Source organism: Oceanisphaera psychrotolerans, assembly GCF_001870485.1.
Taxonomy (GTDB): domain Bacteria; phylum Pseudomonadota; class Gammaproteobacteria; order Enterobacterales; family Aeromonadaceae; genus Oceanimonas; species Oceanimonas psychrotolerans.
This window is the reverse complement of record NZ_MDKE01000017.1, coordinates 46,719-58,696: the sequence shown is the minus strand read 5'-3', so window position 1 is coordinate 58,696 and position 11,978 is coordinate 46,719. Positions and strand designations below refer to the sequence as shown.

The 11,978-nt window shown below is 57.3% G+C and carries 8 protein-coding genes; 5 read left to right on the top strand and 3 right to left on the bottom strand.

The features are described 5' to 3' along the window. Nucleotides 1-299, bottom strand: a 299-nt coding sequence (locus BFR47_RS18165) for a hypothetical protein (protein ID WP_217645496.1), incomplete at its 3' end; no start/stop codon positions are given. Nucleotides 300-607: 308 nt separating this feature from the next. Here BFR47_RS18165 and BFR47_RS07700 point away from each other — a divergent pair. The 3 genes from BFR47_RS07700 (at nt 608) to BFR47_RS07690 (ending at nt 4,355) form a co-directional block, all read left to right on the top strand. Then, complete coding sequence (locus BFR47_RS07700; protein WP_071472520.1) at nt 608-2,041, top strand: nucleobase:cation symporter-2 family protein; 1,434 nt, start codon at nt 608-610, stop codon at nt 2,039-2,041. Between the two features lie 122 nt (nt 2,042-2,163). Continuing rightward, nucleotides 2,164-3,507: an 8-oxoguanine deaminase gene (locus BFR47_RS07695; protein WP_071472519.1), complete on the top strand. Its 1,344-nt coding sequence runs from the start codon at nt 2,164-2,166 to the stop codon at nt 3,505-3,507. A 143-nt stretch (nt 3,508-3,650) separates the two neighbouring features. Continuing rightward, complete coding sequence (locus BFR47_RS07690) at nt 3,651-4,355, top strand: phosphatase PAP2 family protein (protein ID WP_071472518.1); 705 nt, start codon at nt 3,651-3,653, stop codon at nt 4,353-4,355. 30 nt (nt 4,356-4,385) lie between these two features. Here the strand turns inward: BFR47_RS07690 and BFR47_RS07685 are convergent, their stop codons facing one another. Further along, nucleotides 4,386-5,564, bottom strand: coding sequence for a CinA family nicotinamide mononucleotide deamidase-related protein (locus BFR47_RS07685; protein WP_071472517.1), 1,179 nt, complete (start codon nt 5,562-5,564; stop codon nt 4,386-4,388). Between the two features lie 142 nt (nt 5,565-5,706). On the opposite strand from BFR47_RS07685, the gene BFR47_RS07680 reads away from it, so the two are divergent. After that, entirely contained in the window at nt 5,707-6,573 is an 867-nt protein-coding gene (locus tag BFR47_RS07680) for a homoserine O-succinyltransferase (protein WP_425433994.1), read from the top strand. A gap of 108 nt (nt 6,574-6,681) precedes the next feature. On the opposite strand, the gene BFR47_RS07675 is transcribed toward BFR47_RS07680, so the two are convergent. Continuing rightward, on the bottom strand, nt 6,682-7,971 hold the full coding sequence (locus BFR47_RS07675; RefSeq protein WP_071472516.1) for a cation:proton antiporter: 1,290 nt from the start codon (nt 7,969-7,971) through the stop codon (nt 6,682-6,684). Nucleotides 7,972-8,214: 243 nt separating this feature from the next. Here BFR47_RS07675 and metH point away from each other — a divergent pair, with 243 nt between their 5' ends. Continuing rightward, entirely contained in the window at nt 8,215-11,895 is a 3,681-nt protein-coding gene (gene metH, locus BFR47_RS07670; protein ID WP_071472515.1) for a methionine synthase, read from the top strand. Nucleotides 11,896-11,978 lie beyond the last annotated feature (83 nt).

Genomic DNA, 11,978 nt, shown 5'->3' with positions numbered 1-11,978 from the left:
CCGATGATAGTGTGGCAGCTGCCATGTGAAAGTAGGTCACTGCCAGGCACCCAATCAAAAAGCCCGATTCGAAAGAGTCGGGCTTTTTCCGTTTCTGCGGGCGACTCACTTTCACATGGCAAAGATAAACCAAGTGGAGCGAAGCGACTGCTCTGCTGTGAAAGTAGGGCGAGGCGATCCCGGAAAGGCAACGCCTTTTCAACGCCGAGCGACCCGAGCTCTGCGAGGGGACGGGCCATTGCCAGGCACACCCAATTCAAAAAGCCCGATTCGAAAGAGTCGGGCTTTTTTCGTTTCATTGACACTATGCTATCGATCACACGCCGATATTGAAATATAACGTATTGATCTTCTGTTTTTTATAGAGAAATTGTTACGAGGTAACGATAGATGTAGATCACATGCTTGGTGTTCTTGTGAACAATAAATCGATCTAGATGTAACACTTATGTTTTGTTTGCGGTATTATCAGGTTGTCTTCTACTCAGCCTATGCTTTGCAGTGGAGTTGGAGGGCAGAGGCAAACCTATCGACAGGATGTTGGCCAGGAATACACTGCAGTCAACATATGGCCCTACACTGGTAACAATTAACAAAAGGATCTGTTATGACCCAGGATGTAAAAACAGAACAAAGCATAAACCACGATTTACTGTATTCACTGCATGATAAACCGGGCTTCTGGCCTTCTTCTTTTGCTGCCCTACAGCATGTACTGGCCAGCCTGGTCGGAGTGATCACACCTACACTGATCGTCGGTGGTGTACTGGGTCTGGGGGAGCATATTCCTTACATGATCAGCATGGCCTTAATAGTATCGGGTGTGGGCACTTTCATTCAGTGCCGCCGCATTGGCCCTATCGGTGCTGGTATGCTCTGTTTGCAGGGCACCAGTTTTGCGTTCCTTACCGCCATTCTGTCTGCCGGCATGATAGTGAAAAGCCGGGGTGGAACTCCCGAAGATATTCTGGCCACCATCTTCGGCGTCAGCTTCTGTGCGGCGATTATTGAAATCTTCCTGAGTCGTGTCATCCATAAATTGCAGAAAGTGATCACACCGGTAGTGACCGGTACCATCATCATCCTGATCGGCATTCCACTGATCAAGGTGGCGATGACCGACATCGGTGGGGGTTTTGGGGCAGATAACTTTGGCGCCCTGGATAACCTGTTGTTGGCCGGAATCGTGTTGGTCAGCGTTATTCTGCTGAACCGATCCAGAAACCCGATGATCCGTCTGGCCGCCGTTGTTATCGGCCTGACGCTGGGTATGGTCGTGGCATTCTTTATGGGCCGTCTTGATTTCTCCAATCTGGGCAGCCTGCCTCTGGTCTCTGTTCCGGTTCCGTTCAAGTTCGGGTTTCAGTTTGATCTCGCCGCCTTTATCCCGCTGGCTATCCTGTTCTGTGTGAGTGCCATGGAAACCACCGGTGACCTGACTGCCAACTCCACCATCTCCAGAGAGCCGGTAACCGGTCCTGTCTATATGAACAGGATCCGGGGGGGCGTGCTGGCGGATGGGGTGAACTCCATGATTGCCGCGACCTTCAACAGCATGCCTTCTACCACCTTCAGCCAGAATAACGGTGTTATCGCGCTGACCGGTGTGGCCAGTCGTTTTGTCGGTATCTACATTGCCGCCATTCTGGTCATTATGGGGCTCTTCCCCGTCATCGGCGGTGTGCTGCAGCAGATGCCCAAGCCGGTACTGGGTGGTGCTACCCTGATCATGTTCGGTACCGTCGCCGTGGCGGGTATCCGAGTGTTGTCCCAGGCCAACCTGGATCGTCGTAACATGATGATAGTCGCCATTTCCGTCGGTATGGGGATTGGTGTCTCTACCGTGCCCAACGTGCTGCAGGAACTGCCGAAGACGCTGGCTAACATCCTGAGCTCGCCGGTTGCCATGGGGGCTATCACCGCCATCCTGCTGAGCCTGATTCTGCCCGAGCAGGCGCATGCCGAAGAATCGGATGTCGATACTCGGGTCACCGACGGTGAAGACGATGCGGCAAAAAAAAAGTTAGGTGAAGTAGGTTAACACTTACTTCTTTTAACAGCCTTGACAGGCTTGACCCCTGACGTACCTTCCCGGATTGTGCGTCAGGGTTTTCTACATCCGGGGGATGCCAACTTTCATATTTAAAGGGAGCCGAAAGTCTGATGCAAAACCCCAAAACACGCTGGATAAAGCAACCCCTCGCTACGTTGAACCCGGCCTATGCCGGTGGTCTGGTGATTACCGGCAACCGGATCACCGAACTGCTGGCCGCGGGGCAATCACCCTCGGTACAGGTAGATGAGGTTTTTGACGCCGGTCAGCATGTCTTGCTGCCAGGGCTTATCAATGCCCATCATCATTTCTACCAGACGCTGACTCGAGCCCATCCTGTGGCCCTGAACAAGGAGCTGTTTTCCTGGCTGACCTCGCTGTATCCGGTCTGGGCCAGACTGCAGCCGGAAATGGTGGAAGTCTCGACCCAGATTGCTCTGGCCGAGCTGCTGCTATCGGGCTGCAGCACCGCCAGCGATCATCATTACCTGTTTCCCCAGGGGCTGGAAGATGCCATCGATATTCAGGTGGCGCAGGCACAACAGCTCGGCGTCCGGGTGCACCTGACCCGTGGTTCCATGAGCCTGGGCCAGGAGCAGGGAGGCTTGCCACCTCAGTCGACGGTACAGAGTGAAGAGGTGATCATGGCAGACAGTGAACGACTGATCCGCCGTTATCATGACCACACCGAGGGTGCCATGATACGAGTCGCACTGGCGCCCTGCTCCCCGTTTTCGGTCAGTACCGAGTTGATGAAAATGACTGCCCGGCTGGCAGAGCAGCACCAGGTTCAGCTGCATACCCACCTGGCGGAAACCCATGATGAAACCGCTTTCTGTCAGCAGATGTTCGGCCTGCGTCCGGTGGATTATCTGGAGTCGGTGGGTTGGCTCAGCAACCGGGTCTGGCTGGCTCACGGTATTCACTTCAACGATGAAGAAATCGGCCGCCTGGGACAGGCGGGAGTAGGTATTGCCCATTGTCCTTCTTCCAACATGCTGCTGGCTTCGGGCCAGTGCCCGACCCTGAGTCTGGAAGCTGCCGGCTGCCCGGTCGGCATCGGTGTGGATGGCTCAGCTTCCAATGACGGCTCCAACATGATCACCGAAGTGCGCCAGGCGTTACTGTTGCAACGGCTGCGTTATGGCGCCCGCAAGATCACCCATCAGAAGGTTCTGGACTGGGCTACTCGTGGTTCGGCGGCCTGTCTTGGGCGTGACGATATCGGTGATATTGCCGTCGGAAAACAGGCTGATCTGGCCTTGTTCCGGCTGGATGATATCCAGTTTGCCGGCGCCGGAGATCCGCTGGCGGCCTTGATTCTGTGCGGTGCTCGGCGGGCCGATCGGATGATGGTCGCGGGGCGCTGGCGGGTGATCGATGGCGCCGTTTGTGGTCTGGATATAGAGGCGCTCAAGGCGAGTCAGCGAGCACTGGCTTCCAGGCTGATGTGATCATGAATGCGTGAGCCCAAGATTTGATTACATCAAGAGTGTCAAACGAAGCCCTTTTTACCTTCTGACTGGTCGAATTCCCTGACGTTTTCATTGTTATCTGCTATAAACAGGCCCCGTTTTCCAAGTTGGAAGATAATCAGATGCGATGGGATTTCAAGGGGTGGGCCGTACTGCAGGTACTGGCATTATTGCTGTTTTTTTCCTGGTGGTCGGGACACTGGCAGCAACTGGATGATGCCGTGTTCTGGTGGTTCAACAGTCGATTGATCACGGTGCCCGGCTTTGCAGAGTTGGTGGCCTTCGTCAATCAGCGCTGGATCGATGGTGCCGTTGCCTTGCTGATGGTGGGCTTCGTGTTTCGTTACGCCTGGCTGGCGTCCGGCTTTGAGCGAGCGCGGATCTGCTGTTTGCTGCTGATCATGGCCGGCAGCTTTTCGCTGCAGGCGGCAGTGGGCAAAGTGTTACCGATAAAGCGAGCCAGTCCGACCCTGATTCATGCGCAGGCCGAACGGGTCAGTCAACTGGTGCCAGATATCAAGGCCAAGGATGCATCCGGTGATGCTTTCCCCAGCGATCATGGCATCGGCTTCGCTACTTTCCTGCTGTTCGCCTGTTATCGCTTTCCCCGTCACTATCTCTATGCGGTGGGGCCGCTGGTGCTGATTATGGCTATGCCGCGGGTGATGTCCGGCGCGCACTGGTTTACCGATTTTATCTGTGGCTCCATTCCCCTGGCGCTGATCACCGGAGCCTGGTTGTTTCATACTCCACTGGCTCATCGGCTGACTGAGGCGATGATCGCTCCGGTCGAAAAGCTGCTGCTCAGATGGCGGTTGCAAGGCTGAACAATAGGGCGACTTGAGGTCGCCCCTTTTTTATGCCGACAGAGTGAAGCGCTCGTTGCAGGGCAATATATCGTAATCCACCATCACGGTTTCACCGACCAGATGCCGGCGCAACATGTCGAAGGCGGCAAAGGCCAGCAGGCGGCGCCGGTTCAGCGGATCGCGAAAGTGCACTTTCAGCGTCTGTGCCTGGCAGCCTTGCCCGGTATGCAGGGCAATGGGTACCCCTTGTGGCCCCTCGGCCCCGATGGCCAGCGCTATCGGGCGGGCCGAACGTTGCAGCCAGAGTGCCAGATCTTCGGCGCTGTCGGGCAGGCCCGCCAGATAGTGACCCTCGAATTCGGGGGTGATGGTGCTGATGGTATCGGTCAGGCGGCCGCCGCTGGCGTCTTCGAAGACAATCAGGTCCTTGTGATGTAACAACGGGCCCAATGTGGTGCCGAAATTCATCTCGTCCCGGCACACAAGGTGAGTGCCCACTTCCGCCAGCAACTGTGCTTCGGCCATGGCAATGGCGTCGGCGTCTTCGGTTTCGGTAATCAGTTTCAGCTCTATGGTCGGCAAGTTGGCCCGGTAGCCAAGGGTGATGCCTGCCGGCCATGGCAGGCTGTCGAGCCGGTCGCTGAGTCCGGATTCCGATAATCCGAACAGAAAGAAACGACGTACCTGGCTGTGCCCGTTCTGACCGAACTGGCCACGCAGTCGTGGCAGTATTTCGTCATCCATCATTTTTTTCAGTTCGGACGGGACCCCCGGAGTGAAATAAAAGATCGCCCGATTCAGCCGGATCGCAAAGCCGCAGGCGGTGCCCACCGGGTTGTCCACCAGTTCGGCGCCTTGCGGCAGCATGGCCTGCTTGCTGTTGCTCTGGGGCATGGGGCGATTGCGGCTGCTGTATTTCTGCTGCATCACCTCGAGCCAGTGTTGATTCAGTTCGAGGGGAGCGCCGGCTGCCTCGGCCATGGCTTCGGCACTGATATCGTCGGAAGTGGGACCGAGGCCACCGTTGACGATCACCAGATCGGCCTGGTGACTGCGCTGCACAAACAGCTCGACCAGATCGGCCTTGTCATCGCCCACGGTGAAGCGGCGGCGAACCTGCCAGCCCTGCTCCAGCAACCGCTGTGACAGCCAGCCGGCGTTGGTATCTGTTATCAGACCGGTCAGGACTTCATCGCCGGTGCTTACCAGTTCAATTACAGGTTCCATCGTTCTCTCCTCGAGGTGCGTTGCCGGGATTCTAACGTATCTTCGGTTTGCGGCACACGTCGGGGATGACAAGACCCGCTCCTTTGTTGTAGATTTCTAGATGTCTAGACTTTCTTACCGATGCTGTACATGGAGTGAGCTAATGCCCATCAGAATTCCGGATCGCCTGCCAGCGGCCAATGTCCTGACCCAGGAAAATATCTTCGTGATGACGGAAACCCGGGCGGTCAATCAGGAAATCCGCCCGATGCGGGTGTTACTGCTTAATCTGATGCCGAAGAAAATTGAAACGGAAAATCAGTTGTTGCGCATGCTGTCCAATTCGCCGTTGCAGATTGGCGTGGATCTGTTGCGTATCGATGACAGACCTTCGAAGAACACCCCGTTGTCGCATCTGGAGCACTTTTATCATGATTTCGAACAGGTGCAGGATCAGTTTTATGACGGTCTGATCATCACCGGGGCTCCGCTGGGGCTCACCGACTTTTGTGATGTGGTGTACTGGGACAAGATAGAACGGGTGATCGAATGGGCCAAAAGCCATGTTACCTCGACGCTGTTTTTGTGCTGGGCGGCTCAGGCCGGTTTGAAGATACTCTATGGTCTCGACAAGCAAACCCGGCTGCAAAAACTGTCCGGCGTGTACGAGCACCAGAATCTGGCTCAGTACGAGCCACTGGTGCGGGGCTTCGATGATGTGTTTCTGGCGCCGCATTCCCGCTATGCGGATTTTCCGGTGGATTTTATCCGGCAAAAGACGGATCTGAAAATACTGGCGGCCTCGGAGCAGGCCGGGGTCTATCTGGCGGTCAGTCCGGACCGACGACAGGTGTTCGTGACCGGTCATCCTGAATACGATGCGGATACCCTGCATCTGGAATACCAGCGGGATCTGGAGGTCGGTATAGAGCCTCGGATGCCGGAAAACTATTACCCCGGCAACAATGCCAACAACTCACCCCGAGCCACCTGGCGCAGCATGGCCACCTGCTGTTTTCCAACTGGCTGAACTACCATGTTTACCAGCTGACGCCTTACGACCTGCGCACCCTGAGTGCCGCCGGTGACACCCTCACCAAAGACTGGTAAGACCGAAGAGGGGCCACGGCCCCTCTTGTCATTCTATCGGAAAACCGGCTTTTTCCGCCGCCTTGGCCTTGTTGATCATCGGAGTGATGGTCATGCCCTGCACTATGATGGAAAACAGCACGATGGCGTAGGTCATCATCAGGATCAGATCCCGCAGTTCAACCTGACCGTCGGTGCCAAGCTTGATGCCGGTAGGAATGGATAACGCCATCGCCAGTGACAGGCCACCACGCAAGCCGCCCCAGGTCAGGATCCGTATCGAGAATTTGTTGTAGCTGCGGAAACGTCGAAAGCCGACATAGGGCAGGGCGACACTGACGAAGCGGCCGGCCAGCACCAGCGGGATACCGCACAGCACCAGAATCCAGGCTTGCCAGTGAAACTGCACCAGCAGCATGGCCAGACCGATCAGCAGGAACAGCAGGGCATTCAGAAACTCGTCCAGCAAGTGCCAGAAATGGTCCAGATACTTCTGACTCTGTTCGGAAAAGCCGGTGTAGCGGGTCCAGTTGCCGATCATGATCCCCGCCACCACCATGGCCAGGGCGCCGGAGACCCCCAGCATATTGGCCAGGGCAAAGCCGGCGGTGGGAATGCACAGCGTCATCAACAGCTCCATGGAGCCGTCGTCGGTGGCGCTGATCATGACATGGGACATCAGTCCCAGCAGGGCACCGAACACGATGCCGCCGATGGCTTCGTGGGTGAACAGGGTCATCACCGAACCGAAGGTCGCTTCATTACCGTTGAATGCCACCGCAAAAATGGTCAGGAAGATCACCAGGCCGATACCATCGTTGAACAGTGACTCGCCTTCGATCTGAATGGCGATTTGTTCGGGCGCACCCAGTTTTTTGACGATGGCCAGCACGGCGATGGGATCGGTGGGGGAAATCAGTGCGCCGAACAGCAGGCAGTAGATAAAGGGCAGAGGAATGGCCGCCACATAGGCCAGCAGCCACAGACCACCGGCCACCACCAGGGTCGAAATCAGCACCCCTATGAGCACCAGTACCGAAATCTCCCATTTCTGACTCTTCAGGGCCGGCAGGTTGATGCCCAGACCACCGGCAAACAGCAGAAAGCCGAGGATGCCCTGCAGCAGGAACTCGCCAAAATCGACGGTTTCCAGGGTGGCAATGGCATGTGATTGCAGCTCGGGCCAGGTTGTTTTACCGAGGATCAACATCAGGATGGAGATCAGCAGGGCGCCGAAGGTAATGGCGATGGTAGTCTGGATTTTCATGATGTATTGATTGACGAAAGCGATGCTAATAGCCATCGCCGCCAGAATACACAGGGTGTAATAGACGCTCATAAAGGCACTTCCGTAGATATTTTATTTTATTTGCAAGCTAGGTTGGCCGGTCTGTGCCGGTGGTGCATAGTGTGCCCTAACAACACGCATTTTCACTAGTGAAAATGCGGTTAATTTACGCATTTTTACCGGCGATATGACCCTTGTCATGTGTCAGCCTTGTAGATGGCTGGATTTCCATCTTCGTATTTTGTGGTAGCATGGTCAACGCTTTCAGGAATCAGGTTGTAACAGGAGTTATCAGTGTCCAGATCCCCCGTTTTTTCCCAGCTCGAACAGGCCTTGGCCGAACGCATATTGATCATTGACGGGGGCATGGGCACCATGATCCAGTCACATCGACTGGACGAGGCGGCCTACCGAGGCGAACGCTTCGCCGACTGGTCATCGGACCTGAAAGGCAACAACGATCTGCTGGTGCTGACCCAGCCGGAGATCATTGCCGGGATCCACAGCGACTATTTCGCCGCCGGCGCCGATATCATCGAAACCAATACCTTCAACGCCACCACCATCGCCATGGCGGATTACCAGATGGAATCCCTGGCGGCGGAGATCAACCTGGAAGCGGCCCGGCTGGCGCGCAAGGTGGCCGACGAATGGACCGCAAAAGAGCCGCACAAGCCGCGCTTCGTGGCCGGGGTGCTGGGGCCGACCAACAGGACCGCCTCCATTTCACCGGATGTGAACGATGCCGGTTATCGTAACGTCACCTTCGATCAGCTGGTGGACGCCTATACCGAAGCCACCCAGGCGCTGATCGACGGCGGTGCCGATCTGTTGATGATCGAAACCATCTTCGACACCCTCAACGCCAAGGCGGCGGTGTTTGCCATCGAAGGCCTGTTCGAGCGGCAGAACATTCGCCTGCCGGTGATGATTTCCGGCACCATCACCGATGCTTCCGGCCGTACCCTGACCGGCCAGACCACCGAAGCCTTCTACCACTCCCTGCGCCATGCCCAGCCGATCTCCTTCGGTCTGAACTGTGCCCTTGGGCCCGACGAACTGCGCCAGTATGTGGCCGAATTGTCCCGTATCAGCGAAACCTATGTTTCCGCCCACCCCAATGCCGGTTTGCCCAACGCCTTCGGCGAATATGATCTCGAAGCGGAAGAAATGGCCGGCCATATTCGCGAGTGGGCCGAAAGCGGCTTCCTCAACCTGGTGGGCGGTTGCTGTGGCTCCACGCCCGAACACATTCGCGCCATGGCCGAGGCGGTGGCGGGGATCGCCCCGCGCAAACTGCCCGAGCTGCCGATAGCCTGCCGGCTGTCCGGTCTGGAGCCGGTGCTGATCACGCCCGAAAGCATGTTCGTCAACGTTGGCGAGCGGACCAACGTGACCGGCTCGGCCAAGTTCAAGCGGTTGATCAAGGAGGAGAAATACGACGAGGCGCTGGAAGTGGCGCTGCAGCAGGTAGAAAGCGGCGCCCAGATCATCGATATCAACATGGATGAAGGCATGCTGGACGCAGAAGCCTGCATGACCCGCTTCCTCAACCTGATTGCCGGCGAGCCGGATATTTCCCGGGTGCCGATCATGATCGACTCCTCCAAGTGGGAGGTCATCGAGGCCGGTCTCAAATGCATTCAGGGCAAGGGCATCGTCAACTCCATTTCCATGAAGGAAGGGGAAGAGAAGTTTATCGAGCAGGCCCGGTTGGTGCGCCGCTACGGCGCCGCGGTGATCGTGATGGCCTTCGACGAAGTGGGGCAGGCCGACACCCGGGAGCGCAAGTTCGAGATCTGTGAGCGCGCCTACCGGATTCTGGTGGAGCAGGTGGGCTTTCCGCCGGAAGACATCATCTTCGATCCCAATATCTTCGCCGTGGCCACCGGTATCGAAGAGCACAACAATTATGCGGTCGACTTCATCGAGGCGGTGAAGGACATCAAGGACAACCTGCCGCATGCGATGATCTCCGGTGGCGTGTCCAACGTATCCTTTTCGTTCCGTGGCAACGATGTGGTGCGTGAAGCCATTCATGCGGTCTTTCTCTACCATGCGATCAAGAACGGCATGGACATGGGCATCGTCAATGCCGGTCAGCTGGCGATTTACGAAGACATCGAGCCCGAACTGAAGGAAAAAGTCATCGCCGTGGTGCTCAACGAAAACGACGGCGCCACCGAAGCCCTGCTGGAGATCGCCGAGCGTTACCGCGGCAGCGGGGCCCAGGCGGCGGACCCCCGGGATCTGGAATGGCGCAGCTGGCCGGTCAACGAGCGGCTGGCCCACTCCCTGGTCAAGGGGTTGACCGATTTTATCGAAGAGGACACCGAAGAGGCCCGGTTGCAGGCTGCCCGCCCGCTGGACGTGATTGAAGGCCCACTGATGGACGGCATGAACGTGGTCGGCGACCTGTTCGGCGAGGGCAAGATGTTTCTGCCCCAGGTGGTCAAGTCGGCTCGGGTCATGAAGCGGGCGGTGGCCTATTTGAATCCCTTTATCGAAGCCAGCAAAGAAGTGGGACAGACCAATGGCAAGGTGGTGATGGCCACGGTAAAAGGCGACGTGCACGACATCGGCAAGAATATCGTCGGCGTGGTACTGCAGTGCAACAACTTCGAGGTGGTGGATCTGGGGGTCATGGTGTCCTGCGAGCAGATCCTGAAGACGGCGCGGGAAACCAATGCCGACATGATAGGCCTGTCTGGCCTGATCACTCCCTCGCTGGATGAGATGGTGCACGTGGCCAAGGAGATGCAGCGCCAGGGCTTCACCATTCCGCTGCTGATCGGCGGGGCGACCACTTCCAAGGCCCACACCGCAGTCAAAATCGAACAGAACTACGACGAGCCGGTGGTCTATGTGTCCAATGCCTCCCGCGCCGTTGGCGTGGTGCAGACCCTGCTGAGTAAAGAACACAAGCCGGCTTTCGTCGAACGGCTGAACCAGGAATATGACGTAGTGCGCGATCAGCATGCCCGCAAGAAGCCGCGTACCAAGCCGGTCGCCCTGGCCGAAGCCCGCGCCAACAAGGTGGCCATCGACTGGCAGGCTTATACCCCGCCGGTTCCGGCCAAACCGGGCATCCACGAGTTTCATGAGGTGCCCATTGCGGTACTGCGCGACTATATCGACTGGACGCCTTTTTTCCTGACCTGGTCGCTGGCGGGCAAGTATCCGCGCATTCTGGAAGATGAAGTGGTGGGCGAGGAAGCCAAGCGGCTGTTTGCCGATGCCAATGCCTTGCTGGACAAGCTGGAGGCCGAGGGGGAGCTGAGCTGTTCCGGGGTCATGGGGTTGTTCCCGGCCAACAGCGTCGAAGACGATGTGGAAATCTACACCGACGAGTCCCGCACCGAGGTGCTGCATACCCTGCGCTTCCTGCGCCAGCAGACCGAGAAGAAAGACGGCTTCCCCAATTACTGTCTGGCCGATTATGTGGCACCCAGGGGGACCAAGCCCGACTACGTGGGCGGCTTTGCGGTCACTGGTGGTATCGGGGAGGATGACATCGTCCGTCGCTATAAAGAGGCAGAAGACGACTACAATGCCATCATGGCCAGCGCCGTGGCGGACCGCCTGGCGGAGGCCTTCGCCGAATACATGCACCTGCTGGTGCGCCGGGAGTACTGGGGTTATGCGCCGGACGAGGATCTCGGCAACGACGAGCTGATCCGGGAGAAGTACAGTGGCATCCGTCCGGCTCCGGGTTATCCGGCCTGTCCCGAGCATACCGAGAAGGGCACCCTCTGGCAGTTGCTGGATGTGGAATCGCGTATCGGCATGAAGCTGACCGAATCCTACGCCATGTGGCCGGGAGCGGCGGTATCGGGCTTTTATTTCTCCTACCCCGATACCCGCTACTTTGCGGTGGCCCAGATCCAGGACGATCAGTTGCTGGATTATGCCGCTCGCAAGGGCATGACGCGGGAAGAGGCCGAAAAATGGCTGGCGCCCAACCTGAGCGCCTGATCCCCGGTTTCCGACTCATCCTCAAGACAAGAAGGCGCCGACGGCGCCTTCCTGCCAAATCCTGAATGGCCGGCATATTCTCG

What these genes read in the sequence shown, in the direction of transcription:
- BFR47_RS07700 (WP_071472520.1), top strand. Translation starts at nt 608, where the DNA reads ATGACCCAGGATGTAAAAACAGAACAAAGCATAAACCACGATTTACTG.
- BFR47_RS07695 (WP_071472519.1), top strand. Translation starts at nt 2,164, where the DNA reads ATGCAAAACCCCAAAACACGCTGGATAAAGCAACCCCTCGCTACGTTG.
- BFR47_RS07690 (WP_071472518.1), top strand. Translation starts at nt 3,651, where the DNA reads ATGCGATGGGATTTCAAGGGGTGGGCCGTACTGCAGGTACTGGCATTA.
- BFR47_RS07685 (WP_071472517.1), bottom strand. Translation starts at nt 5,564, where the DNA reads ATGGAACCTGTAATTGAACTGGTAAGCACCGGCGATGAAGTCCTGACC.
- BFR47_RS07680 (WP_425433994.1), top strand. Translation starts at nt 5,707, where the DNA reads ATGCCCATCAGAATTCCGGATCGCCTGCCAGCGGCCAATGTCCTGACC.
- BFR47_RS07675 (WP_071472516.1), bottom strand. Translation starts at nt 7,971, where the DNA reads ATGAGCGTCTATTACACCCTGTGTATTCTGGCGGCGATGGCTATTAGC.